Here is a 26,530-nt window from a genome sequence, read left to right on the forward strand (position 1 = left end):
CATGACAGTTGTAATCACGGGGTCAAACCGCGGCATTGGGGCGGCTTTGTCAGAGATATATGCGGCCCGAGGCGAGACGGTGATCGGAACCTCGCGCGCCGGGGCGTGGCCGCTTGAGGTCACCGATCCGGCCAGCCATGCCGCCTTCGCGCGCCGCCTGGAGGGCCGCGCGGTGGATCTGCTCGTGTGCAATGCGGGTGTTTATCTCGACAAGGGCGAAGCGCTCTCGGATGGGTATGCGGCGCCGCTCTGGGCGGATACTTTTGCGGTGAATGTGACGGGGATCTTTCTGACCGTGCAGGCGCTGTTGGAGAACCTCAAAGCGTCGGGCGCGGGGCGCATTGCCATCCTCTCCTCAACCATGGCGTCAACTGAACGCGCACCCGGTGGCAGCTACATCTACCGGGCCTCGAAAGCCGCGGCGCTCAATCTGGGGCGAAATCTGGCGACAGACTTGCGCCAGGACGGGATCGCTGTGGGCATCTATCATCCGGGCTGGGTCATCACCGATATGGGCGGTGCGCATGCCGATATCAGTGTTTCAGAGGCCGCGAACGGGCTGGTCGAGCGCTTTGATGCGTTGGATATGCGCACAACCGGCGTTTTTGAAAACTGGGACGGCCGACCGCACGCCTACTGAGACGCGAAACGTGACATGGCAAACCTCTCGGTGTCCCCGATCGAACCGCAGGGTCAAGGCGTTGCGCGGCGAAATGGGGACGACGCCTTGTGTGTCTGAGGCGGAGGGCGTAAACCCCCCGCGACGGATGCAAGGGACGCGACAATGCCGGTTCTGGTGATGAAATTCGGAGGAACTTCCGTGGCGACGCTGGATCGTATCCGACGGGCCGCAAAACGCGTGGGTGTTGAAGTGGCCAAGGGCTACGATGTCATTGTCATCGTCTCTGCCATGTCGGGCAAGACCAACGAACTGGTGGGTTGGGTGGGGGAGACCTCTCCGCTTTATGACGCACGCGAATACGACGCGGTTGTCTCTTCGGGGGAAAACGTGACGGCGGGCCTGATGGCGCTGACCCTGCAGGAGATGGATGTCCCCGCGCGCAGCTGGCAAGGCTGGCAGGTGCCTGTCCGCACCACGAATGCGCATTCCTCCGCACGGATCGAGGATATTCCACCTAAGAACATCAATACCAAATTCGACGAAGGCATGAGGGTTGCCGTGGTGGCGGGGTTCCAGGGTGTGAGCCCCGAGGGGCGGATCACCACGCTCGGTCGGGGCGGGTCTGATACGACTGCTGTCGCTTTTGCCGCAGCTTTTGGCGCCGAACGTTGTGATATCTATACGGATGTGGATGGTGTCTACACAACGGACCCGCGGGTGAGCGCGAAAGCGCGCAGGCTGGATAAAATCGCTTTTGAAGAGATGTTGGAACTGGCATCCCTCGGGGCGAAGGTTCTGCAAACGCGGTCGGTAGAGCTTGCCATGCGCTACAAGGTCAAGCTGCGCGTGCTGAGCAGTTTTGAAGAGCAATCAGACACAGCCGGTACGCTAGTCTGCGATGAGGAAGAGATCATGGAAAGCAATGTTGTGGCCGGGGTGGCCTTTAGCCGGGACGAGGCAAAGATGACATTGGTCAGCGTGGCCGATAGGCCCGGTATTGCCGCAAGTATCTTTACCGCTCTGAGCGATGCTGGCGTCAACGTGGACATGATCGTGCAGAACATCGCCGAAGAAGGCCGCACGGATATGACGTGGTCCTGCCCCACCGATCAGGTCGCGCGCGCCCAAAAGGCAATCGAGGCCGCCAAGGCCGACGGTACGATCAATTACCACGAGGTGATCGCCGACACGGACGTCGCGAAAGTATCCGTTGTCGGGATCGGAATGCGCAGCCATACCGGTGTCGCGGCAAAGATGTTTCAGGTGCTGAGCGCGGAAGGGGTCAACATCAAGGTCATCACGACGTCGGAAATCAAGATTTCAGTGCTGATCGACAGGAAATACATGGAACTTGCCGTGCAAGCCTTGCATGATGCCTTCGAACTGGAGAAAGCTGCCTGATCGCATCGCCCTGCGTTGATGTCGATGATCTGGGAAGGAAGCACTTTTGGCTGAGCGTCTGGAGAGCGAATCGCGAAAACTGCTGGGGCGGTTACGAGATGCAATGGCGGGTCATGCGGCCGGCCAGGAGCGTCTGGATGAAATCACCTCCCTGATCGGGACCAGCATGGGTTGCGAGGTCTGCTCCATCTATTTGTTCCGGGATGCCGAGACACTGGAGCTCTGCGCAACCAAAGGTCTGAACCCCGAGGCGGTGCACCAAACGCGCATGAAGCTTGGTGAGGGTCTTGTGGGGCAGGTCGCCAAGCAACGGACACTGGTAAATACGCCTGATGCACCCAACGCCCGGGGGTTCCGCTATATGCCCGAGACCGGCGAAGAGATTTATTCAAGTTTCCTCGGTGTCCCGATCCAGCGCCTGGGGGAAGCGCTGGGCGTGCTGGTGGTTCAATCCAAATCCGCGCGGGAATTCTCTGCGGATGAGATCTACGCGCTCGAAGTGGTCGCAATGGTGCTGGCGGAAATGACGGAGTTGGGCGCATTTGTCGGGGAAGGGGCAGCGATGTCCGCACGGCATTCGCAGCCGGTGATGATTCCCGGCACCGTTGGTCAGGAAGGGGCTGCGGAGGGCCATGTCTGGCTGCATGAGCCGCGTGTTGTTGTCACAAATCCAATTGCGGACGATCCGAAACGCGAAGCCGAGCGCCTGCGCGAAGCCGTTGAGCAATTGCGGGTCGGCGTCGACAAGATGCTGCAAATCGCGGGCCGGCAGGACAAGGATCAGCTTCAGGTCCTTGAGGCCTACCGGATGTTTGCAAACTCCAAGGGGTGGATGCGCCGGATGGAGGAAGATATCTCCAACGGCCTGTCTGCGGAAGCGGCGGTCGAAAAGGAACAATCCACCGCGCGGGCCCGGATGTCGCAGGTCACGGACAGCTATCTGCGTGAAAGGTTGAGTGATCTGGATGATTTGTCGAATAGGCTTTTACGTATTCTGACGGGGCAGGGCGCTGATACAGGGGCAGAGATGCCGTCCGATCCCATCCTTGTTGCGCGCAACATCGGCCCGGCAGAACTTCTTGAATATGGTCGCAGCCTAAAGGGGATCGTGCTTGAGCAAGGCTCGGTGGGCAGTCATGCCGCGATCGTTGCGCGCGCGCTTGCCATCCCGCTGGTGGTGCATGCAAATCGCGTGACAACCGAAGCGTTGAATGGCGATCATATCATGGTGGATGGCGAGCAGGGCATCGTGCATCTGCGCCCCGACGAGACGGTTGGGTCGGCGTTTCGCGACAAAATCGCGATGTTGGCGGCGGCTCAGGAGCGCTACGCCTCGATCCGGGAAAAACCTGCGCACACGCGCGATGGTGTTACGATAAGCTTGCACATGAATGCGGGGCTGATGGCGGATTTACCCTCGTTACCCTCCTCTGGTGCCGAAGGGGTCGGGCTCTTTCGGACAGAATTGCAGTTTCTCGTGCGCAACCAGATGCCGCGTCGCGCCGAACTTGTGGCCCTTTATGCGCGGGTGCTGGATGCGGCCAAAGGCAAACGGGTGGTGTTTCGCACTTTGGATATCGGGTCCGACAAGGTTCTACCCTATATGAAACCCAATGATGAACCGAACCCGGCGCTGGGGTGGCGCGCAATTCGTGTTGGTCTGGATAAACCCGGGATCATGCGGATGCAATTGCAGGCGCTGATCCGGGCGGCAAATGGGCGACCGCTGACCGTAATGTTTCCCTTTGTCGCGCAGATGGAGGAATACACGGAGGCCCGCCGCCTGATGGACAAAACCCTGGCCGCCGAGGCGCGGCTTGGCCATCTGCTGCCGGAAACCATCGAGGTCGGCGCGATGCTGGAGACACCAAGCCTTGCGTTCGCGCCGATCAAGTTTTTTGAAGATGTTGATTTTTTGTCGATCGGGGGCAACGATCTCAAACAGTTCTTTTTTGCGGCTGATCGTGAAAACGAGCGCGTCCGCCGACGGTACGACACGCTCAACGTGTCCTTTCTGAGCTTTGTCGAACGCATTGTCGAGCGCTGCGAAGCGACCGGAACGGCAGTTTCGTTCTGTGGTGAGGATGCGGGGCGCCCGGTTGAAGCCCTCTGCTTTGCCGCGATGGGGTTGCGAAACCTGTCGATGCGGCCCGCCTCCATTGGCCCCGTGAAAAGCCTGCTGCGGCGATCTGATCTTGGGGAGGTGCGCAAGGTTATCTCTGATGCGCGCCACCGGGGAGAGATGTCAGTCAGACCCGCGGTTATGGCCTGGCTGCGCCGGCAAGGCTAGCCGCAGTGATGTTTCTGCGGATCATGATCGGGATGACCATTTGTGCGCCCCTCATGTGATGCGTGCGATATCCATTACATTATGCCCTTTCTGGCCCCGTTTTGCAGGCCCGCAACGTTTAATGTCGCCGCACTGCTCTCGGCGTAGCTTCTCGGCTCGATTTTCGGTTGTCTTGCCGCCGCACTTTTGCGCGAGGAGCGATCTGTCGCACCTGTGAACGCCGCTGTGCGGATCATTCTTGGCGTTGCCGTAGGGGGCAACGTTCACGCCTGCTCTTCTGATCTTAACGGCGGGAATGCGGCCCAGGCTCTTGTTGATCCCCGTTACGGTGCTGAGCATCGACTTGACTGGTCTGCCCGACTTCCAAAGTTAGTGCGGAAAAGGATTTCGCCACCATCCGATATCCAACCGATGCAGATCTATCCAGGAAGTCCTTGGGAGGACGGATACAATGAAAGATTCAACGGAACACTAAGCCGCGAAATCCTCAACGCAGAATGGTTCCACAGCACAAAGCAAGCTCAGGTCGCCATCAACATCTGGCTCAGACAATACAACCAGTCCGGCCACACCATGCCCTGGGTATGCGCCCACCGGTGCCCGAAACCTTATTAGAGAAACCTCAAAATACTGGTACAGAAAATGGGGGCTAGACATCTTTTGCCGCCGTGATTGTAGGCGCGGACATGGTCTTGATGATTGCGCAACATGTGTTGCGCTTTGCTGTTGCGATCGTCGGAGTGCCGCTATTGATCAGGTTCTTTCAAGACGCTCCTGGGTGATTGAGCGCGGTCTCTTTCAGCTCCTCCAGAACACGCAGCGCGTCCGTCTCTCGTCCGAGCGGAACGAAGAGATGGTCGTGGAAAAAACCAGCCACAGGGTTAACGCCCATTCCCTCTACTGACAACGCTGTAGAGATACGTGCCATGAACCCAACGGCTTCCAAAGAAGAGTGTACATTCAGGGTGATCATTTTGCTGGGAAATTCGTAGGTGAAATGATGTTCTTCAGCTTCTTCGCGCAGGAGGATGAGCGTTGTGCCTTCGGTTTCCTGGAAGACCATCTTGGGTTCGAGACCCTCGGGAATCTTTCGGTGTTCCAGAGTCGTAAACACATAGATGCCGTCTGCCACTGATATCTTCAAGGTTCGAAAAAGCGCCTCTAAATCCGTTTCCCCACTCATTCTGCGCTCCTCTGCTTGGTTGGGGACCAGCGTCACGAACGGGGTCAATGGAAGATAACAAGAAAGCCGAACACTACAACGAGAAATAGCAATGCATGATACTTAGGGGCTGACCGTGGCTGGATGACATGGTGTGAAGTATCGCGCCGGGGTGCTGCAAATCCCGAGGCATACAGCAGTGATTTGCGGCTTTTGAGACACACGGCAGTCTGGAATTTTAGGGCGGGCTCTAGAATTCGTCCCAACCGCTAAAGCGTTCCGCACCAGCTGCAATTCTGGGAGCCGCGGGTTCTGGTGCTGAAGCCATAGCCATAGCCTTGGGGGTCCGTTTCGGTGCGGCCATCTTACGGGATTTTGACACTTGGAACTTCCCTGTCGATTTGTGCAATTCTTTCGCTTCCTGTGCAAGAACATGGCTCGAAGCGGTCACTTCTTCAAACGCCGCAGCTTGTTTTTGTGTGTTGTTGTCAACCTGTGCGACGGCCGAGGTAATCTCCTTTACACCAGATGCTTGTTCCGACATCGCGCGTGTCACTCCTGCGATGTTGTCGGAGATACCAATGACGCTTTTGGCGATCTGATCCAACGAGGCTCTTGCATTCGAGACGTTCGAGACGCCTTCCTTTACCGCTGAATCGCTTTCGGTGAGAACCTGCGCGATTTCCTTTGCCGCTTCGCTTGCGCGTTGCGCGAGTTGACGAACCTCGGAGGCGACAACGGAAAACCCGCGTCCTGCCTCGCCGGCGCGTGCGGCCTCAACACCGGCATTCAGTGCCAGCAGATTGATCTGAAAGGCAATATCATTGATAACCTCGGTCACGCGATTGATCTCTTCGGACGCCTGCGCGATGCGCTCCATGGAAGTGGCAGCCTGTTCAGCGATACGCCCACTTTCTGAGGCTGTTGTTCGTGCGTCTTGGGCATTTCGGCTCACATCCGCGACGTTTTCGGTTACCTGTGAAATGCTTACCGTCAATTCTTCAAGTGCGGCTGACGTCTGCTCCACCGAGGCGGCGTTTTGTTCGGCCTGACGTGATAGCAAATCTGACGTCTGGCGAAGCTCAGCCGACGATTCTGACACGGTTTCCCCGCTTTCCGAAATGTCGGTTACAAGTGAGGTCAATGCGTCCAGCATTTCGTTTACATTGTTTTGTAACTGTTTGAAGGAGCCCTGAAATGTCCCCTCCATGCGCTGCGTCAAGTCTCCCTTTGCGACCCGTTCCAGGACGTGACCGGTTGTGGTCAGGCCGGTATCAACAACCTCCATCAGGTTATTTATATTGTCTGACAGGTCGGTAAGAACCTTATCATCAAAAGCGACGTTTACACGGCTGGCAAAGTTGCCTGCCAGCGCGGCATTCACGACTTCACCAAAAGAAGAGCCAAGCTTTTGCAGCATTTCCTGACGCATCGCCTCGGCGGCCCGGTCGGATTTTTCCTTTTCCTGTGCCAGTTCGATCTCGCGTTGGGCGGCCATCTCACGCTCTTGGCTCAGGGCAGCCATTTTTTCATTTGCTTGCTTTTGTTCATCGACCATCATTTCGATCCGCTCGGCATTCTGCCTGAACACTTCGGTTTTGCGTGCCAATTCGCCGATTTCATCCCTGCGTTCGGTACATGGAACATCGGTGTTGATGGCTCCTTCTGCGACCTTGTTCACTGCGACCGTGAGGTTCTGTACCGGCTTTGAGATGCTTCGTGAAAAGTAGACTGACAGCAAAAGAGCGCCGGCAAGGACCACACCAGCGATCAGCAGCGCTTTGAGAAGGGCCGCACGCAGGCCGCCGAAGAGTTCGCTTTTCTCCTGTTGGACAATCTGGATCCATTGCGCGCCCAGAAAGTTGATCGGGACAGCAAAACCGACCACGTCCTGGCTTCTCTCGTTCATGGTTTCAAAGCCGCTGATCTCGCCGGTGACAGCGGCAGCTAATCCGGGGTGATCCACCCGCGTATTGAGAATATCATCGCCGTCCGAGAGGAATGAATCGGTGCGCATCAGGCCGTCTTCACCCACAAGAAAGCCTTCTCCTGTTTCGCCCAGCCCCTCGATTTCACCTGCTGCCTGGTTCAGCTTTACGATTGACATCTGAAAAGCCAAAACCCCCAACCGCGTTCCCTGTTCGTTGAACACGGGGCGGGCCATGAAAGCGGCAGGAGCAAAACTGCTTGGCTCATAAGGGGCAAAGTCCGTAAAGACCGAAGGGGCATCTGCGTCCAGCTCCATCGCCCGGTGATAAGCTTCGGCCAGGTTTGAATCAGACCAGGGTCCGGTCATCATATTGGTGGCAAAATCTTGTTCTTTGAAAACGCTGTAGACAAGGTTTCCCGCGGTATCGAACAGGAAAACGTCATAGTAATTCATCTCGTTCTGGAGCGCGTCGAACGTCGGGTGATAGACGGCATGAATAAAACCATAGCTTGACCCGGTGTCGGCCTTCACAAGCTGGTCTCTTTCCCCAGCTGGGAATTCATTTTCATCAATATAGACTCGCTGCAAAACATCCTGTGCGTCGTCCAGCGCGTCAAAGCCATCGGCCAGGGCCACCAGCGCCAGCGATGTTGCGGGGGCGGCCGCCTGCAGTCGAATGTCGCGATCAATACTTTCCAGCAGCGCCTCAACGCGTTTGGATTTGAGAACTGCGATACTTTCCAGCTTTACCTGAGCAGCGTTCGAGATGATGCCCGCCGTCATGACCGCGTTAGCCGCAGACATCACCATGATTGTAAGAGCGACAAGAGCCCCGATAAAAAACGGCAGTTTAAGGCTTAATTTTGCATCACGCAGGAAGTTCGTCATAGTTGGTCGCCCATTTGCTAGAGTTGGCTCAATCGCAACAGCGAACGATGCAAAACTGGCCTGATTACGTCGGTGCCCGCTTCTTGGCAGACCCCTGTTATCAGCAACTTCTTTTAGGATCGTAAACGGCTGGGCATTTTTGGCGGCATCAGCTTATCGTTGCTTGCCTGGTCGCAGGTACAGCTAGATGGCCGGGTTGTTCGTGCGCATTTCCGCTTCGACGAATTTCGTGAATGTCTCGACCTTGGCGGTCAGGCGGTCATAGGGCGGAAAGGTCGTGGTAAGCCAGATGTCCGGGGCGTGCCAGCCCGGCAGGACAGTCCTCAGACGGCCTGACGTCACATGGCTTTCGACCAAGAACAGCGGCAAGAGCGCCAAACCTTCACCGCGGACGGCCAGTTCCGAAATGAGATCGCCGTTATTGCCGATAAAACAGGGGTCTAACCGGACCCGCCTTTTGTCGTCTTTTTGGTGCAAGACCCAGACCGCTGAGCCCTTCTGATGCGCATAGTGCAGAGATTGGTGGCGGGGCAAGCCTGCGGGGTCGGTAATCGGATCGTGCAGATCAAGGTAGGAAGGGGCCCCGACGATCACCCTCGGGATACTGCAGATCTTGCGCCAGATCGTTGTCTGATCGGTCGGCGGCTCTGATATCCGCAAAGCGAGGTCAAAGCCTTCTGCCGCTATATCAACAAAGCGGTCGGTCAGTTGCAAATCCAACTGCACGCCGGGATGCAGTGTGCGAAACTGCGCAATGATATCCGGTAGTACACGTGTTCCGAACGACATGGGCGCGCTGACCTTCAAGGGACCGGACAGCCCCACCTGCCGTGTCCTGACGGCCGCATTTGCCGCGTTCAGCGCGCTGACAACCGGCATGACCTGGGTGTGATAGAGCCGTCCCGCATCGGTCAGAGAGACCTTGCGGGTGGTCCTGGTGAAAAGCTGCACACCCAGTTTTGCCTCAAGGTCCGCAATGTGGCGGGTGACGATTGTGGGGGAGAGCCCCAGGGCGCGCCCGGCGGCCGCAAACCCACCCTGTTCAACGACCTCCAGAAAGGTGTGAATATATTCGATCTGACCGCTCATACGTTTGATTACCGTGATTTTCGCAATAATTAAACGTGAATTATCCCTCTAATCATTCGACTGAAACTCGCTATCTTGGTCGCAGAACGAAACCGCCCAAGGGGCTTTCGGAAAGGGAAGATGAAATGATTACCGATATCAAGGGCCTCCACCACATCACATCGATGGCGGGTAACGCCCAGTCAAACAACGATTTCTTCACCAAGACGCTGGGTTTGCGCCGGGTCAAGAAGACCGTGAATTTCGACGCGCCGGATGTCTATCACCTCTATTATGGTGATGCGGTGGGCACGCCCGGTTCTGTTATGACCTATTTTCCTTTTCCGCATATGCCAAGGGGTCGGCCGGGAACGGGAGAGGTCAGTACAACCGGATTTGCGATCCCGGAAGGCGCTTTGGGTTATTGGAAAAACCGGCTGCAGGACCACGGGGTGACCGGCCTGACCGAAGAAACGGCCTTTGGTGCGGACACATTGAAGTTTGACGGCCCGGATGGGGAGCGTTTCTCGCTTGTGGAGGCCGAGGAGGATGACCGCCCCGGCTGGACCGGAAACGGCGTATCGCAGGAGACGGCGATCCGGGGCTTTCAATCGGCGTCCATGCGGTTGCGGGATGGCGGTGCCATGTCCGAACTGCTGACATTCATGGGGTACCGTGCGCTTGAAACCGACGGGCCTGTCACGCGCTTTGCCATTGAGGCAGGGAACGAGGCCAATATCCTCGACGTCGAAACCCTGCCCGGCAAGGAACATGCGGCCCAGGGAGCGGGGTCGGTACACCACATCGCCTTCGCGGTGGAGAACCGTGAAAAGCAGTTGGAGGTGCGCCGCGCGCTGCTTGACACCGGCTATCAGGTCACCCCGGTGATTGATCGCGACTATTTCTGGGCGATCTATTTCCGGACCCCTGGGGGTGTCTTGTTTGAAATCGCCACCAACGAGCCCGGTTTTGACCGGGACGAAGACACCGCCCATCTGGGGGAGGCGTTGCAACTACCAAGTCAGCACGAGCATCTGCGCGACCGTCTCGAAGACAGTCTGCCACCGATCGTGGATTGAGGGCGGTACCGAAAGGAAATCCGATGACCTACCACTATGCTGAGAAAAGTGCCCCTCCGGGGGCACCGCTTTTGATGACATTCCACGGAACCGGCGGGGATGAAACGCAGTTTCACGATCTTGCCGCCACGATCCGACCGGATGCGCGGGTGATCTCCGCCCGCGGAGACGTGTCAGAACGCGGCGCCAACCGCTTTTTCAAGCGGACCGGTGAGGGTGTCTATGACATGGCGGATCTTGCGCTGCGGGCAGACGCCATGGCGGGTTTTGTTGCAGAACAAAAGGCCGCGCAGGGTGCCTCCACCGTAATGGGTTTTGGCTATTCCAACGGGGCGAATATCCTTGCGGCGATCATGCTCAAATACCCGCAGCTCTTTGACCGGGCGGCGTGGTTGCATCCGCTCATTCCCTGGGCCCCTGCGCCGCAACCGGGGCTGAAGGGCGCGCGCGTTCTGATTAGCGCCGGGCGACGCGATCCGATCTGCCCCGCCCCTTTGACACAAGCGCTGGTCGACTATGTCAAAGATCAGCAGTCGGATGTCACCCTCCTTTGGCACGAGGGCGGGCACGAGATACACCGATCAGAGGTTGACGCGCTTGCAACTTTTCTTGCAGCGGATTGATTGCAAACCAAGGTCGGGAAAGGCCAGCCCACGCAGCCCTTGTGGCACACGACCCGTTGGAAGCCAGGATGAACATGGCACCCTCTCTTTTGAAAGTGCAGGCGCATGTTCCCCGAGGTAGAGTGCAGGCAGTGACACGGCGCGGGCTCTGCGCCCCAAGGACCCTCGACATGGTCTTTTGGACAAGCGCACAGGCCGCAATCTGACCGGAGACGACCAGACCCCTACGGAGGACCTAAGCCAATGAGTTGGAACCCATCGATTGAACCGCATTGTCCGACGGCCGGCAGCCTGGACGCCATTGAAACGCTCATCATTCCACGTGCCCGCGATCTTGGCAGCTTTGAGGTACGGCGCGCCTTGCCCGCTCCAAAACGGCAAATGGTGGGGCCCTTCATCTTTTTCGATCAGATGGGCCCCGTGGAGTTTCTGACCGATCAGGGCATCGACGTGCGCCCGCATCCGCACATCGGGCTGGCCACGGTAACCTATCTTTACAAAGGGGAGTTCCAGCACCGCGACAGCCTTGGCACCAACCAGATGATCTATCCCGGAGAGGTCAACTGGATGATCGCAGGTAATGGCGTGACCCACTCGGAGCGGACCAGCGCCGAGACGCGCAAGGGAGCAAGCTCTCTGTTTGGCATTCAGACCTGGGTCGCGCTGCCCGAGAAAGACGAAGACACCGACGCAGGTTTCGAGCACCACGCCGAGGATGCCCTGCCGTTCATCGAAGGGGAGGGGAAGGAGGTGCGGCTTATCATCGGGACGGCCTGGGGGGCGGCGGCCCCCACCAAGACGTTCTCAGAGATGTTTTACGCGGACGCCGTGCTGCAGCCCGGTGCGATGATCCCGCTGCCGGACAATCACGAGGATCGCGGCGTCTATGTCACCAGTGGCAGTATCACCGTTGCGGGCGATGATTTTCAGGCCGGGCGGATGATGGTCTTTCGCCCCGGGGATGCGATCACGCTCAAGGCCGGGCCACAAGGCGCGCGGCTGATGCTGCTGGGAGGCGAGACACTGGGGCAGTCCCGCTATATCTGGTGGAATTTCGTCGCTTCGTCTCAGGACAAGATCGATGCGGCCAAGGAAGCCTGGCGGGCAGGGGATTGGGAACACGGTCGCTTTCAGCTCCCCCCCGATGACCGCGACGAATTCACGCCGGCGCCCGACGGCTAGGCATCCGTCGCGATCCGTACCAGCCTGCAGTCCTTCGTGACCTTCAGCGGCCTTTGGTCACGAGCATCTCGCACCGCGCCAGCAGATGGGCGTTCTGGCGGTCTTCGTTGAAGTCGCGCTCCACCTTGTGGCGGGCCGCCTTGGCGAGGGTCGCGGCGCTGTCCTTGTCCAAGGCAAGCGAGGCCAGATTGTCCCGCAGCCCGGCAGCATCCCCCTCGTCCGAGAGCACCCCGGTCTCGCCGTGGGTCACAAGCTCGGGAATACCGGAATGGCGCGTGGTGCAGACGGGGGTGCCAAGCGCCATGGCTTCCATCAGGGTGACGGGGATGCCCTCCTGATCGCCGTCCGCTGCCGTGACACTCGGCACCAGCAGCACATCGGCCTCCGATATGCGGCGCAGGGTCTCTTCATGTGACAACGCACCGAGGAAACGGATGCGGTCCTGAAGGCCCGCGCGGGCCACCTGCGCCTTGAGCGCCGCCTCCAACGGACCATCCCCGCCGATGTCATAGCGCCAATCAACGTCAGGATGGCTGTCGCGCATCAGGGCGAGTGCTTCTATGGCGACGCTGAGACCTTTCTTTTCCACCAGTCGGCTGACGCTGAGCAGTCGCAATATCTTGCCCGGGGCCGGGGGTGTAAAACCATAGCGCGTGACCGGGATGCCCAGATGATGCGTATCGACCCGCGCCGCAGGGGCACCGCAGTCGATCAGCTGGGCGGCAAAGAGCGCATTGACCGTCAGGTGAAGATCGCCCTCGGCAAAGAGATCGCGGTACAGCGCCATCGCGTTTTTGCGCCGCTCGACGCTGACATCACGACCATGAAAGACCGTGACCAGCGGCGGGCGTCCGGCCCAGCCGCGCTGCGCCCGCGCCACGGCAGCCCCACGATAACCAAAATGGGCAATGACCAGATCCGCATCGATCTGGCGGCGCCATGCGTTGCGATCCAGCCGCGCCACAAGGCGGTTAAAAAGCGCTGTGGGCAAGGCTTTCAGCAGGGCAGGGTTTTGCGGTGGCCAGAAAACGATGCGTACCCGCCCGATCAGCTCCCGCGCCTCGGAGGAGAGGGGCGTGTCGGGGTCAAAGGCCTTGCAGGCAACGGTCACATCATGCCCGCACCGCACCGCATAGAGCACCTGTGTGGTGACGAAGGTTTGCGAAAGCGCGGGAAAGCTAGAAACACAAAAGCAGACTTTCAACCCGCACCCCCGGGTAGGCCCTGTTGCAGGCGATCAGGTACGATGCGTATGTTCTGCGGTGGCAATGCACTTTCAAGAACGGAGATAAACGCCTGATGCTGCGGTTTAAAATCAAGCTCGGGACGTTTGGCGTAGAGGACGGCTTGCTCCGACAGTGCGGCATAGGCATCCGCGTCGGACCAAAGCTTTCTGAGGGCTGCGACCCACTCCTCGATGGGCGCGTCATGGGAGAGGATCACGCCCCCCGGCCCGATTGCCTGGCCCAGTCCGCCCCGGTTCGATCCGATCACCGGGATACCGCTGCAATGCGCCTCGGAGGCAACGCGGCCCCAGGCTTCCTCCCACTGGCTGGGAGCCAGCAGCACTTTGGTCCGCCCGTAGATCGTCGACATGTCCGAGGTCCGCCGCATGAAGGTGACGTTGGGCAGCGCGTCGATCTCTGCCATGATTTCCTTGAAGAGATCCTCCCATAAGCTCCAGGCTTCGACAAAGAGAAAGGGAATATCGGGGCAGGCGCGCGCCATGTCCCGCGCGATCTCATAGCCCTTTTTGGGGTGGATGTTGATCAGCGTCGCGAACTCCTGCGTGGTGTCACAGCGGTACTGCTCAAAGTCGATGGTGGGCGTGATCACCGTGCAGTCAATGCCATAGGCCTCGTGGTAGGTCCTGGCGGTAAAGTCCGAATTGGCGATGAAATGCGCGCCGGGAATGGTGCTGACATCGCCTTCGTTCTCCTCAAACTCGACGTTGCGCAGATAAAGCACCACCGGCACGCCCAGCTTGGCAAAGGCGTGTCCGAGGGCCGCGGACCGGCGGGTCTGGATCACCACGACATCCGGTTTGAACCGCGCGACGGCGGCTTCGATCCGGGCGGCCTCCAGCGGCTCCCAGGTGCGCATCACCTCATAGCCCTGGGTGCGGTCGGTGCTGAAAAGCCTGCCGGTCATCTTGCGCTGCACCCGCATCCTGAGCCCGAACAAGCCGCGGCCGGAAAAGCCGCAATAGACCGCACAGTCGTGCCCTTGGGCCATGCTCTGGCGGATCAGGTGGTCGGTGCTGTTTTGGGTGCCACCGCTGGCTTCGGGCAGCCAGCCGTTTCCGCCGGCAAAGAGAATACGCATGAAAATGCTCCTAAACTGGGCGACCCGCAGGGGCAGCTGATGAACGGGATCGGATCGGGGTGCAAACGGGTTTCGACGTCATGTCAGCAGATCCCCTTCTGCGCCAGCGCGTCCCTGAGCGCGGGGCCGGCGGATCGGGCTGAGGCCTGCAATCGGGGGGCGGCTTGTTCTAATGAGGCCGCAACGCTGTCGAGCGTGCCGGTCCACTCCAGCACGCGCGCGGCAAAGGGCTCGGGTTCGATTTCGCCGATGGGGGTCACGAGATCCAGCACCCCCAGTTCCTCGAAGGTTTCCTCGAACTTTGGCTCGTAGGAGACGGGCAGCACGGGGGTGTTTGCGCAGATCGACAGGATCGCCATGTGCAGACGGCAGGCGATCACACCATCGAAAGTCTGCAAGACTTCGATCAGATCCTGCGGGGTATGAAAGGCGCGGTTGACGGTGACATGCGGTGCGACATCCGGCGGCAGGTCGGCGGCAAAATCAACGGCAATGGCGGAATCGTCGGTCCAGTATTCGGGAATGCCCTGACAGGTTGAGAGAAAGGTGATGTCAGCGTCTTTCTCTCGGACGAGAGCCGTGATGGCTGCGAGAACGGACTGCTTGAACAGGGCGGCCCCGGTTTCGGGGTCGCGGCTGCCATAGGCTTTGAGCTTGCGCACGGCGATGGCGATGCGCAACCTGTCCTCTGCAGGGCGGCCGCTGCGGGCGCGCCGGTCGGCGAGGGAGGTCGGACCGGGCGTCCAGAGCGCAAAGACCGAATCCGCCACGGTCACAATGTGGTCTGATCGGCCGATCAGCGCGTGGACGTGATCCTTTGAGGTTTCATGGCGCACAAGAATAAGTTCCATCCGCGCCAGCAGCGGGGCCAGATCACGCGACCGGAAATCATCGCTAAAGGCCTCAAACGACTGGGTAAAAGCAGCAATCGGCTTGCCAAGCTGATAGCTCTTATGAAACTCCAGAAGGCGCCGACCATAGTCATATTTGCTCAGCAGGTAGGTGCCGCCCGTGGTCAGCACAAGATCCGCGTCAAGATAGGGCCGGATGGCGCGCATGACGGGGGTGGGCAGCGGCAGGCCTGCGGCCGTCAGCAGGCGGGTCGCCGCGACGGAGGTGGACATGTAAAGCTTTCTGAAGAAAAGATATTTCCGGTACTTTCCAAAGGCACGGGCCGCCAGACGGACGACCGCAGATTCGTCCATCACAAAGGAGGGTAGCGGGATGAAATCGATGTCGGGATAGTAGCGCGCGATGTCCGGAAAGCCGGAATCCGCAAAGGTCAGCTCTGCCTCGGGGAAGGTGTCCATCACGATATCCCGCAACGCGATACCGATGGCGCTGTCGCCCCCGTTCATGAAAACGCAGTTTTCGACAATGATGCGCATGTCAGATCGCGCCTTTCTTGATGCGCCCGCTCAGGGCCTTTGCGGCAAGGTCGCGCACCTCCGCCAGAATTTGACGCCCGAAAGGGGTCAGCGTCAGAACCCCGGCAAACACCACGTAGCACAGGGCGATGCCGCTGAGCAGCCTGACAAGAGCGGCCTCCGGCAGGATGTCCCGGACCAACATGATTGCCAGGTAGGTTGTCAGACCCGCACAGAGCAGCGGGATGATACGGGTGCGAATGCTGTCCGAGCGAACCGGCCCCTTTCGGCAGATCAGCAGCCACAGCGGCACAAGTTTGGCGAGGCTGACGGCCGCGTAGGCGGAGGCCACTTCGACCACGCCGTACTGCACGCCCCAGACAAAGGCCGCACAGCTTATCAGCGCGGAGGTGAGCCCCCACCAGGCCATCTCGGTCGTGCGGCCCTGGCTGACGAAGAGCCACCCTGTCGGATTTGCCAGCGGCTGGGCCAGGCCAGCAAGCGCGAGGGCCGCGAAAATCGGCGCGCTCTCCGTCCATTGTGCGCCCAGCAGGAAGGGCACCGCCGTGTCCGCCATTGCCGCCATCGCCGCAACCCCCGGCAGGATGGCAAGCTGCATCAAGCCAAAGACACGGAAAAACGCGTGGGCATAGCGGTGCGGTTCATCCTGCATCCGCGACAGGACCGGGACCATCACCTGTGACAGCGGTTGGGCGACCCGGTTCAAGGGAAACAGCAGCAGCTTGTAGGCGCGGTCATAGAACCCCAGCGCTGTGCCGCCCCAGACCCGGCCGATCAGGATGCTGTCGAGGTTCCGGGAAAAGAAGTTTGCGAGTTTGAACCCGGTCACCCCGGCCCCAAAGCCCACCAGATCCCCCGTGCCCGGCGCAATCGCAGGGCGAGACGGCAGCCAAGGCACCCAGACCCAGACCATCACCGTGCCGACAACCGCGCCGGTCACGGTGCCCGCCACGAGGGCCCAGGGCGTTGGCGATATCAGGGCCCAGCAGATCGAGACAGAAAGAGTGCAGATTGCAACCACGCTTGCGTTGATGGCAATTCTGCCAAAGATCATCCGCCGGTTCAGAAGCGCGAAATGCTGTGCCCCCAGCGCGGTCAGAATCATGTTGAGCGCCATGACCCGGATCAGCCATGTCAATTCCGGTTCATTGTAGAACGCTGCAATCAGCGGCGCCATCAGGATCAGAAAGATCGTGAGCACCAGGCTCACACCGATGTTGATCCAGAACAGCGAGTTGAGCTGCCCATACGTCAGCGTGCGTTTTTGAATGACCGCCTGCAGCAGGCCCATTTCCTTGAACATCGACAGAAAGGCGATGACAGGGCCAATCATGGCGATCAGGCCAAAGTCCGTGGCGGTCAACAACCTTGACAGAATAATGACCGACCCGATCTGACAGCCGACGGTGACCCCCTGGCTGAGGGCCGTGTAGAAGCTACCACGCATGACTGTGCCGCCATAGCTGTCATTGGCAACGGTTTCCACCGTCTCGTCGGACTTGCGTTGGGTCATGCGGTCTCTCAGGTGATCCGGCATCCTGCCGATAAGGGGGACATGACCATACTGTGAGACGGTGTGCCCGCCCTTTGCACCTGCAGCATCTTTTTCAGCAGCTTCCCGCCAATGCAATGCCCGCCAAAGGGGCAGTTATGGCAGAAATGCACAGCAAAGATGCGCGCGCGAATCCGTCTCGCGACCAGTCGGAGCGACATTTTTACGACATGTGTTTTCAACCTGCGGTTATATTCCCCGGATGCACGGTTTCTTGCTCATTCTCTGGGCGAAACTGGCTGGCTTTCGCGACTCACGGGCGCAGGCTTTGACTTGGGTCAGCCCAGGCCCCTTAGGTGCACGCAGTAAACCGGTCGGACATGGGATGGCACGACAGATAATGACACACTGGCAACATACCGCCCGGCATGGGGCTCTCCGATGACACGCATCCTGTATCTGGCACATGATCTGGACGATGCCGCGATCTGGCGCCGCGTCGATATGCTACGTCTGGGGGGCGCTGAGGTGACGCTTGCGGGGTTTCGGCGGGGGACCGGGGCGTTGCCTCAGGATGCCCTGGTGCTTGGACAGACGCATAATGCCAGAATGCTGCAACGCGCAGTGCAGGTATTACGTCAACGCCTGCGATTGTCAGCGGATTTCGCGGGTTTTGGCCCGTTCGACATCGTCTTGTGTCGAAACCTCGAAATGCTCGCACTGGCCGTCCCGCTGCGCCGGTCCCTGCAGCAATTCCGCCCGATGTCGCTGGTCTATGAGGTGCTGGATATCCACCGCCTGATGATCGGGCCAACTTGGAAAGCCCGTGGCTTGCGCTGGTTGGAGCGCAGCCTCTGTCGGGATGTCGATTGGCTTATTGTCTCCTCTCCGGCCTTCCTGCGGTCGTATTTCGAGGTACACCAACAGCTCACTGCCCGGACCCTGCTGATTGAAAACAAGGTCATGATGTCGGACCTTGCGAGCCTCCCCACGGTCCGGACCGAAGCTTCTGTCACTCCACAGCGCCCGTTGCATATCGGCTGGTTCGGCATTCTGAGGTGTCCGTTCTCACTGGCCTGCCTTGATGCGGTGACGCGGGCGCGTCCGGGGCGCTACCGGGTTGTCCTGCGCGGGCGGCCCGCGCTCGATGCGTTGCCGGATTTCCATGCCGTGATTGCGGCCAACCCCGATCTGGTTTTTGGCGGCCCCTACCGTTATCCCGATGATCTTGCTGGGATATATGGCGGTGTCGATCTGGCCTGGCTGGTCGATCAATATGACACCGGGAGCAACTCTGACTGGCTTTTGCCAAACCGGTTCTATGAAAGCGGGCTGAACCAGGTGCCGCCGGTCGCGCTCGACGGGACGGAGATTGCAGGGCGTCTGCGCAATCTCGAGATCGGGTTGATACTGCCCAAGGCGGATGCGGCGGAGGTTATGACCGCGCTGGATGGTCTTGACCGGGTGGCGCTTAATCGTCTGCAAGAGCGGCAGGAGGCGGTTCCGCCCGGGACATGGATCGTCGGCAAGCAAGACGCGCTCAGGCTGGTCGAGCAGATCAGCCCGGTTGTCGAGATGCCCGTTGAGCAGCCGGATGACAGCGGTGTGCTGATTGTCGTGCCAACGCTGAATGAGGCGGCGCATATCGCCGGGGTCATTGATGGGTTGGTGGCCTTTCTGGACCGGTGCCGGGCGCGCAGTGCAGCTGCGCGGCTGGTGATCGTGGATGGCGGGTCTGACGACGGGACAGTGGATATCGTCACCGAGCGGGTCGCCGCCCTGCCGCAGTTCGATATTCACCTGCTGGACAATCCCGCACGCCTCCAGAGCGCGGGGGTGAATCGCGCCTGCGCCGCATTCGGGAAAGGCATGACCTGGCTGATCCGTCTGGACGCCCATGCCGCCTATCCCGAAGATTATGCGGATGTCCTGCTGCGCGAGGCGCAGAGCACCGGCGCGCAAAGCGTGGTTGTCGCCATGCACGCGATCGGAACCACGCCGATGCAACGCGCCATTTCCCTGACCCAGAATTCCCGTCTGGGCAACGGCGGATCAGCCCATCGGACCGGCGGAGCAGGGCGTTTTGTCGATCACGGGCACCATGCGCTGATGCAGCTCGACGCGTTCCGGGCGGTGGGAGGCTATGATGACAGCTTTTCCCATAACGAGGATGCCGAACTTGACCTGCGCCTGACCCGGGCTGGCCACAGGATATGGCTCACCGCCCGTACGCGGCTGGATTATGTTCCCCGCAAGGATATCGCAGCACTGGCACGACAATACCTCAATTTTGGCCGCGGCCGGGCGCGTACCGTTCTGAAACACCGGCTGAAACCACGTTTGCGCCAGATGGCGATGATTGCCGTCGCGCCCTTGGTGGCGCTGGCCGGGTTCGGCATTCTGGCGCCGGTTTTTGCAGTCCCTGCTGCGATCTGGCTGGCGGCCTGTGTGGTTGCCAGTGTTATGTTGGCGGCGACCCACCGTGATCCGCTGGCATTGGGTGCAGCCCCCATCGCCATGACCATGCATCTGTCCTGGTCGGTCGGCTTCTGGCGACAGCTTTTCGCCGGGCAGGACCCCGCCGCCCTCCTTTCGTCTGATGAACTGGCTCCGGTCGCCAGTCCCGCAGGGACCGTCGCTGTGGGGGTGTGCACCTTCCAGCGACCTTCCGTCGTGGACACGTTGCGCACATTGGAGCAACAGGTGTTGCCAGAGGACCTGCGCCTGTCCATTATCGTAGTCGATAACGACCGTACGCCCAGTGCACGTGATATCGTTGCGGCCTTTGCCGCACGGTCCCGGCACGAGGTTATTTACCGACACGCGCCCTCGGGGAATATCTCCATCGCGCGGAACGCGGCTCTGGAAGAAGCAGAGCGCAGAGGGGTGCGGTTTTTTGCCTTCATCGATGATGATGAGCTTGCACCCGCCAACTGGCTGACGCGGCTGGTCGCGCGGCTGTCGCACGGAGACGCTGATGTGGTGGTTGGGCCGGTCCGCGCCGTTTACGCCGCGGAGGCACCGCGCTGGATGCAGCGCCTGCGCATCCACGATACCCGGCCGGAGCTTGGGCCGGATGGCCGTCCGCGTGCCGGCCATAGTTGCAATGTCATCATGGACCTCCGCAGCGCCGCGCTTGCCGGGCGTCGCTTTGACCTGCCACGGGGTATTTCAGGCGGCGAGGATACTGCGTTTTTCAACGAAGCGGTACAGGCCGGGGGTCGGTTGGCGCTGGCTCCGATGGCCTTGGTGGAAGAGCCCGTTGCCGCGTCGCGCGCGACGTTTTCCTGGCTGTTCCGCCGGCGGTTTCGAATGGGACAGACCCATGGCGGCCTGCTGCGCAAAAACCAAGGGTCCGCTGTCTGGCTGCGGGCGCTGCCACTGGCCTGTGCCAAGGCTTTCTATTGCGCTTTCTTCGCCCTTCTGACGGCACCTTTTGCCGGGCCGCGCAATGCAAATCTGCTGCGCGGGGCCCTTCATCTCGGGACAATTGCGGCGATGATCGGCCTTCGTGAGGTGACGATTTACGGTCATGGCAGTGCTAAAAAGGACCAGGTGTCATCAACCTGAAACAAATCACGTATTTTATAGTCTCCGACGGTTGCAAGAAAAGTGCCGTCAAGCCCTTGGTATCAGGGGAATTTCGCTCGCATGTGTTCCGGAATGGCCGATTTTGCAGGTCATTCGATTACAATCGCGACGAAATTTAATTGGTCGTAAGGGTCTTTTTCGCTATACAATATTTCACGAAAGGGCCCGGCAATGGGTCTTTGTAATGATTTGGCATCTGGGGAAGTGATGCGATTGCCAATTTTTCTATTGGGATTTTTGGTCGCGGTTGTGGCCTCAATGGCGCTTGGGCTGGCGGCTGGATTTGACAGCGGTGCGCTGGCTCTTTTTGTTCTTGCTGTGGTTGTTATTGTGCAACTGGCCTACGTCGGCCTTGTGGCCCTGCTTGCCGCCGAGCGCAAGCAATCATCGTCGCAGAGCGGTCTGTCAACGCCAAAGGCACCCTCGACACGGGTGTCCCCCGAGAATGACGTCTGAAGGTCTCGGGAGGCTGACTGCGCCCTGAAACGTCGCATGATCCTGCGCGTTGGCTTTGCGCCACACTCCCAAAATAGGCCCTGGTGCGCGAAAGTGCACAGCTTGACAGCACTGCTGGCGGTTGTGCGCTTGTGGGCAGCCTGAAAGGGTAATCGGTCTTGGCTATCGGTTTCAGACCTTCTAACATTTCTTTTGCCGTCCTAGGGCCGATCTTTTGCCACTGTCAAACCTGAGCTTCTATGCCTCCCAGCGTCACGGTCATCATAGCCGCCTATAACGCGCAGGACACGCTGGCGCGGGCCGTTCGGTCCGCGCTGTCGGAGCCTGAAACAGCCGAGGTTATCGTCGTTGACGACGCCTCCGGGGACGCAACATGTGCCGTTGCCGGGCACCTGGCACAAGCGGACACACGGGTCAGGCTCATGACGTCGCGGGCCAATCAGGGTCCTGCCGCCGCTCGAAATCGTGCGCTGGATGCGGCGACCGCCGAGTATGTCGCGATACTGGATTCCGATGATGTGTTCCTGCCGGGACGGCTCGCGCGGCTGCTGGCCTGCGACGGGGCTGACATGGTGGCGGACAACATTGCCTTCGTGACGGCTGAGAACCTCGGTGGGCTGCCCGACGACACATGGCGCGGCATGGTCCCAACATTCCGACCGCTTGGCACTGCCGCTTTTGTGCGGGGCAACCTGCGCACGCGGGGCGTTGCGCGGGGCGAGCTGGGTTTTCTCAAGCCGGTGATGTCGCGGGCGTTTCTGAACCGGTATCACCTGCGTTATGACCCCGCGCTCCGGCTGGGGGAGGACTACGACCTCTACGTCCGGATGCTGCTTGCCGGGGCGGTACTGAAACTCACACATTACCCGGGATATGCGGCCGTTGTGCGCCAGACTTCGCTGAGCGCGCAACACGGGGCGGCCGAGCTCGTTCAACTGCATGACCGATTGGCGTCCCATCTGAGTACGACCGGTCTTTCGCCTGATCTGGTTCGCGCCATGCAGGCCCATCTGGATGAGGTCCGACGCAAGCGGGATCACCGGCTGTTTCTGGATTTGCGTCGCAGGCAAGGGGCCCGGGCCGCGATCAGGTATCTGTTCGGTGCGGTGAACCGGGCCCTGCCGGTGGCGGGCCAGATCGCGCGTGACAAGCTTGGGCTCAGCGCGATGGCCGGGGAGGCGGCACCTGCCAGCGGGGTCAGGTTGTTACTGCCTATGGACAAGCAGGCGTCAGCTTTGGCCCGCTAAGACCTCAACTGCCACTCCCGGCGGGACAATCGCGTGTTGGGCGGTCCGGGCATCGAGCATCAGGCGGGCCGAGCGCCACGCAGGCAGGTAACCAAGCCCTTCCAACCCGGCAGGGCCCTCAGCGATCACATCGGGTAGCGCGTCGCCGGTCAGCTTGACCAGGCGGCTTGCCAAAGACCGTTGGGCAGCCCAATCCGCATCAGGCTCTGCATCATTGGCACTCACCGGGATCCGGATGGCGTCGAGGGGAGCCGACAGCTGACCGACACGCTCGGGGTCGGCCATCACAAGGGTCCATGGCTTCGCCGGGACCCCGGTTTCAGGGGTACGGCGGCGCAACCGGTCGGCCAGACTGGCCCCAAGATCCAGCAAAAGCACAGGGTCGCGTATCAGCCTGCGCAGCCCCTCCACTCCCTTGCGCGCCTTGAGCGCATCAACGAGGCGCTGGTACCGCAGGGCGCGTTCAAGTACCGCTGCCCTGCCAATGAAAGCGGCTTGCAGATCACTGTCCTGGGGGCGGTGCTGGGTTGCCCTGTGGGCCAAGGTGCCATTTGCGTCAAGCAGCTTTTGCAGCACGGGCACCGAAAGGCGGTGGGAGATTGAGCCGCTATGGCGCCGGTACAGATAGAGCGGTGCCGGCACCACCAGGAAACTGACACCGTAGATCAGTAGCCGGGCATAGAGGTCGAAGTCCTCCCCCACGCGCAGCGTTTCATCATAGCGCAGCGTTCCCAATGCGTTGCGATGGATCATCGGTTTCAGATACCCGAAGGACCCCAGACCCGAGGTCACCGTGTCGCTCTGGATCAATTCTGCCGCGGTAAGTGTCAGTGGCGCGGTGAGCTGTCGGTCTTCCAGTAAAGTTTTGCCCGCCGTTTGCGCAGACCCGAAGCTTACCAGATCATCAGCGATCGCATCGACCCCTTTCGTCTGGGCCACGGCCAGCAGGCGCTTGATCCGGTGGGGATGCATGAGGTCATCCGCATCTACGATGGCGATCCACTCCCCACGCGCGGACTTCAGTGCTGCATTGCGGGCCCCTGCCGGGCCGGTATTGTGGGGCTGTGAGATGATCCTGAGCCTGCTATCGCCCGCAGCCACCCGGTGCAAGATCGCAAGGCTGTCGTCCTGGGACGCATCGTCCACCACGATCAACTCAAGAGCGCGATGCGACTGCCCCAGAACCGAGGCAAGCGCTGCTTCGAGGTAGCTGGCACCGTTGAAATTCGACATCACCACCGACACCAGTGGTGCCCGCTCGGGGAGCGTCTGTGCCATAGGTTGGACGGACGTCATGGTATGGTGTCTATTCTTGTCTTTGTCCGCCCGGCCTGACCGGTGCCTGCCACTATGAAGTTTCGCTGGAGCGCATCGCCGCAGGCAGGGTCTGCGCCAGGATCGCAATGTCCGTGGCCGTGCTGAAATGGGTCACATAGGCGCGATCATAGGCAATGCGGCGTTTGTAGGTCGTGTTGTTGCGCCCACTGACCTGCCACAGACCAGTGATGCCGGGGCGTGCCCGCAGATAGAATCGGCTGGACTTGCCATAGCGGCGCAGTTCGTCCGTCGGCACGGGACGTGGCCCGACGAGGCTCATGTCGCCGCGCAAGACGTTATAGAGCTGTGGCAGCTCATCAAGGCTTAGCTTGCGCAGCACATGCCCCACCGCTGTGACCCGCGGATCGTTGCGCAGTTTCTTGGTCTGCTCCCATTCATCCCTTGCATCGGCATCCCGTTGCAGGTGCTTTTCCAGAACCTCGTTTGCATTGACCACCATGGTCCGCAATTTCAGGCAGTCGAAAGGCCGGTTGCGATATCCCACCCGGCTGTGGCGATAAAAGACCGGTCCGGGGGAGGAGCTGTACACCAGCAGCGCCAGCCCGGCGATCAGCGGCGAAAAGACGACAAGCATCGTTAGTGAAATGGCAACATCCAGCGTGCGTTTTGTCCGACCGCCCATAGGCGTGTCGGGAAGGACCGGATCAGTCCACGCAATATGACGCGGGCGTCCGAGGGACGCGAGTGCCCCCTTGCCATGTGCGGGGTTCGTTTCGATCGTTTTCATCAGAGTCCATCCTCATTCTTCATGTGCATGGCATCGCGGGCTCGCGATCGCGCCGCGTGAGAGGCATAAATTGATTGCCCCGAAGAGATCCTTGGAAAGGCGCTGGATGAACCTTGTTGTGATCATCCTGCCGGGCCGCCTTGCCGACGATCTCCCGTTATAAGGGTACAGTAAATGCTGCAGATGCAAACTTGATTATCAGGGCAGGCAAAGCACCGCCGATCCAGATAGGCGCTTTCGCTTAGTTTCCGCACATAGTGGCCTAGGAATTGCGCATCTGTTGATTTTGCTCGAACCCAAACGCACAAATCGGCGGCAGATTTGAAAGATTTGTCGCACCCTCACAGTCCAGAGAATCAATGTGGGCCAGCCGCTCTGACTGAGTCGCAGGCGAAAGAGAAGGACGGCAAATGCGTGTTGGCAGTATACAAACAGAGTATTGTTATTTATGAACTTTTTTTGACACTCTCCATCGCTCAACCCGGTAACCTCAACGGTTGTATGGCGCAACCTGCCACCAAGGGGAACCTTCCGGTGCCCGTTTGCACACCACTGCGGGGTGCCTGCGCCAGTACCTGCTTCAAGGAGGCACCAGATCATGGATGTAAAATGCACGCACCTCACCTGAAGACCGACAAGCCTCTGCGAATCCTCTTCGGGAGCGCCCATCCCTATCTGCCGCAAATGTACGGTGGCGCACAGTCCAGCACCCATGAATTGGTCAAACGCCTCCGCGCACGGGGTCATGAGGTGGCTGTTCTGGGGGGTCTGACCGGTGAGGGCTGGCTGGGCCTGCGCGGGCGCGTTCTGCTCAAGCTGACCGGGCGCGGATACGTGCGCGACGATGCTCTGGGCTACCCGGTTTTTCGCGCCTGGTTTGCCGAAACGGTGGCGCGCCGCGTGGTGCAGGATTTTCAGGCCGATGTCGCCGTCTTTCAGTCCCGGTTGCCGGTTCCGATGGCAGAAGCCATTGACCGCGACGCGACGCGCACCTTCATCTATCTGCGCAATGTGGAGACAGAGGATCTGGGCGGATCGCTCTCTACACTGACGCAGACCGGGTTCATCGCCAACTCTCATTTCACCGCCCATCGATTTGCCGAGACAGACGGGGTGCGCGCTGAGGTGATCCATCCGATGATCGAGGCGGATAAGTACCGCGTGACATCGACCCGCCAGAATGTGACCTTCATCAACCCGCATCCGCACAAGGGGGTCGATGTGGCCTTGCAGCTCGCGGCCGCCTGCCCCGAGATCCCCTTTGTCTTTGTGCGGGGCTGGCAATTGTCACCGGAGCAGGAGGAGCACCTGACAGCCGGTCTGGCCGCGCTTCCGAATGTCACGTTGCGTCCCTCAACCGATGACATGCGGACGGTCTACCGAGAGGCGCGTATCGTTTTAGCACCCAGCCAGTGGGAAGAGGCTTTCGGCCGTATCGCCGCCGAAGCGCAGGTCAGCGGCATTCCGGTGGTGGCGTCGCGCACCGGCGGGCTGCCCGAAGCCGTCGGCCCCGGCGGCGTTCTGTTGGAGAAAGACGCGCCCATCACCGACTGGGCGGCGGCGATCCGGCATCTTTGGCATGATCCGCAAGCCTATGACGCAGCCTCGCGCGCCGCCCTGGATCATGCGGCGCGGTCTGAAATGGTGCCGGACTGGCAGGTGGACCGGCTTGTGGACATCCTGCGGACCCCCATTTTGCAAACATCCGGCTGACCGGGCCC

At 60.1% G+C, this 26,530-nt stretch carries 20 protein-coding genes; 11 read left to right on the plus strand and 9 right to left on the minus strand.

Going from position 1 to position 26,530, the window contains the following annotated elements; genetic code table 11:
* Nucleotide 1: 1 nt before the first annotated feature.
* The 4 genes from H7847_RS20275 (at nt 2) to H7847_RS27260 (ending at nt 4,928) form a co-directional block, all read left to right on the plus strand.
* A complete protein-coding gene (locus H7847_RS20275) occupies nt 2-640 on the plus strand; it encodes an SDR family NAD(P)-dependent oxidoreductase (RefSeq protein ID WP_227271307.1) in 639 nt (212 codons plus the stop codon).
* Between the two features lie 144 nt (nt 641-784).
* A complete protein-coding gene (locus H7847_RS20280) occupies nt 785-2,023 on the plus strand; it encodes an aspartate kinase (RefSeq protein ID WP_227271308.1) in 1,239 nt (412 codons plus the stop codon).
* Between the two features lie 46 nt (nt 2,024-2,069).
* Nucleotides 2,070-4,313 carry a phosphoenolpyruvate--protein phosphotransferase gene (gene ptsP, locus H7847_RS20285; protein WP_227271309.1) on the plus strand — a complete coding sequence of 748 codons (2,244 nt, stop codon included), beginning with the start codon at nt 2,070-2,072 and terminating at the stop codon, nt 4,311-4,313.
* Nucleotides 4,314-4,724: 411 nt separating this feature from the next.
* Entirely contained in the window at nt 4,725-4,928 is a 204-nt protein-coding gene (locus tag H7847_RS27260; protein ID WP_227271343.1) for a transposase, read from the plus strand.
* 148 nt (nt 4,929-5,076) lie between these two features.
* On the opposite strand, the gene H7847_RS20295 is transcribed toward H7847_RS27260, so the two are convergent.
* The 3 genes from H7847_RS20295 to H7847_RS20305 all read right to left on the minus strand — a co-directional run bounded on the left by H7847_RS20295 (nt 5,077) and on the right by H7847_RS20305 (nt 9,382).
* Complete coding sequence (locus H7847_RS20295) at nt 5,077-5,496, minus strand: ACT domain-containing protein (protein WP_227271310.1); 420 nt, start codon at nt 5,494-5,496, stop codon at nt 5,077-5,079.
* A gap of 229 nt (nt 5,497-5,725) precedes the next feature.
* Nucleotides 5,726-8,293, minus strand: coding sequence for a methyl-accepting chemotaxis protein (locus H7847_RS20300; protein WP_227271311.1), 2,568 nt, complete (start codon nt 8,291-8,293; stop codon nt 5,726-5,728).
* 183 nt (nt 8,294-8,476) lie between these two features.
* Entirely contained in the window at nt 8,477-9,382 is a 906-nt protein-coding gene (locus tag H7847_RS20305; RefSeq protein ID WP_227271312.1) for a LysR family transcriptional regulator, read from the minus strand.
* A gap of 125 nt (nt 9,383-9,507) precedes the next feature.
* Here H7847_RS20305 and H7847_RS20310 point away from each other — a divergent pair, with 125 nt between their 5' ends.
* The 3 genes from H7847_RS20310 to H7847_RS20320 all read left to right on the plus strand — a co-directional run bounded on the left by H7847_RS20310 (nt 9,508) and on the right by H7847_RS20320 (nt 12,245).
* On the plus strand, nt 9,508-10,440 hold the full coding sequence (locus H7847_RS20310; protein WP_227271313.1) for a VOC family protein: 933 nt from the start codon (nt 9,508-9,510) through the stop codon (nt 10,438-10,440).
* Between the two features lie 23 nt (nt 10,441-10,463).
* A complete protein-coding gene (locus H7847_RS20315; protein WP_227271314.1) occupies nt 10,464-11,063 on the plus strand; it encodes an alpha/beta hydrolase in 600 nt (199 codons plus the stop codon).
* A 243-nt stretch (nt 11,064-11,306) separates the two neighbouring features.
* A complete protein-coding gene (locus tag H7847_RS20320) occupies nt 11,307-12,245 on the plus strand; it encodes a pirin family protein (protein WP_227271315.1) in 939 nt (312 codons plus the stop codon).
* 43 nt (nt 12,246-12,288) lie between these two features.
* Here H7847_RS20320 and H7847_RS20325 read toward each other — a convergent pair whose 3' ends face one another.
* The 4 genes from H7847_RS20325 to H7847_RS20340 all read right to left on the minus strand — a co-directional run bounded on the left by H7847_RS20325 (nt 12,289) and on the right by H7847_RS20340 (nt 17,471).
* Nucleotides 12,289-13,449: a glycosyltransferase gene (locus tag H7847_RS20325; RefSeq protein WP_227271316.1), complete on the minus strand. Its 1,161-nt coding sequence runs from the start codon at nt 13,447-13,449 to the stop codon at nt 12,289-12,291.
* Complete coding sequence (locus H7847_RS20330; protein WP_227271317.1) at nt 13,446-14,570, minus strand: glycosyltransferase; 1,125 nt, start codon at nt 14,568-14,570, stop codon at nt 13,446-13,448. Before H7847_RS20330 ends, H7847_RS20325 begins: the two co-directional genes overlap by 4 nt.
* An 83-nt stretch (nt 14,571-14,653) precedes the next feature.
* Nucleotides 14,654-15,958 (minus strand): polysaccharide pyruvyl transferase family protein, encoded by a 1,305-nt coding sequence (locus tag H7847_RS20335; RefSeq protein ID WP_227271318.1) that lies wholly within the window; start codon nt 15,956-15,958, stop codon nt 14,654-14,656.
* Between the two features lies 1 nt (nt 15,959).
* Nucleotides 15,960-17,471 (minus strand): lipopolysaccharide biosynthesis protein, encoded by a 1,512-nt coding sequence (locus H7847_RS20340; protein ID WP_227271319.1) that lies wholly within the window; start codon nt 17,469-17,471, stop codon nt 15,960-15,962.
* A gap of 420 nt (nt 17,472-17,891) precedes the next feature.
* Here H7847_RS20340 and H7847_RS20345 point away from each other — a divergent pair, with 420 nt between their 5' ends.
* The 3 genes from H7847_RS20345 to H7847_RS20355 all read left to right on the plus strand — a co-directional run bounded on the left by H7847_RS20345 (nt 17,892) and on the right by H7847_RS20355 (nt 22,744).
* Nucleotides 17,892-21,020: a glycosyltransferase gene (locus tag H7847_RS20345; protein ID WP_227271320.1), complete on the plus strand. Its 3,129-nt coding sequence runs from the start codon at nt 17,892-17,894 to the stop codon at nt 21,018-21,020.
* 228 nt (nt 21,021-21,248) lie between these two features.
* Nucleotides 21,249-21,497 (plus strand): hypothetical protein, encoded by a 249-nt coding sequence (locus H7847_RS20350; protein ID WP_227271321.1) that lies wholly within the window; start codon nt 21,249-21,251, stop codon nt 21,495-21,497.
* Between the two features lie 239 nt (nt 21,498-21,736).
* Nucleotides 21,737-22,744: a glycosyltransferase family 2 protein gene (locus tag H7847_RS20355; protein WP_227271322.1), complete on the plus strand. Its 1,008-nt coding sequence runs from the start codon at nt 21,737-21,739 to the stop codon at nt 22,742-22,744.
* Here the strand turns inward: H7847_RS20355 and H7847_RS20360 are convergent.
* Nucleotides 22,727-24,022, minus strand: a complete 1,296-nt coding sequence (locus H7847_RS20360; protein WP_227271323.1) for a glycosyltransferase family 2 protein — start codon at nt 24,020-24,022, stop codon at nt 22,727-22,729. The two genes, H7847_RS20355 and H7847_RS20360, sit on opposite strands and share 18 nt — an antisense overlap.
* A 70-nt stretch (nt 24,023-24,092) precedes the next feature.
* Nucleotides 24,093-24,809, minus strand: coding sequence for a sugar transferase (locus tag H7847_RS20365; RefSeq protein WP_227271324.1), 717 nt, complete (start codon nt 24,807-24,809; stop codon nt 24,093-24,095).
* Between the two features lie 609 nt (nt 24,810-25,418).
* Between H7847_RS20365 and H7847_RS20370 the strand changes: the two genes are divergently transcribed.
* Nucleotides 25,419-26,522 carry a glycosyltransferase gene (locus H7847_RS20370; protein WP_227271325.1) on the plus strand — a complete coding sequence of 368 codons (1,104 nt, stop codon included), beginning with the start codon at nt 25,419-25,421 and terminating at the stop codon, nt 26,520-26,522.
* Nucleotides 26,523-26,530 lie beyond the last annotated feature (8 nt).

It is taken from the genome of Roseobacter weihaiensis (assembly GCF_020622345.1).
In the GTDB taxonomy this organism is placed as follows: domain Bacteria; phylum Pseudomonadota; class Alphaproteobacteria; order Rhodobacterales; family Rhodobacteraceae; genus Roseobacter; species Roseobacter weihaiensis.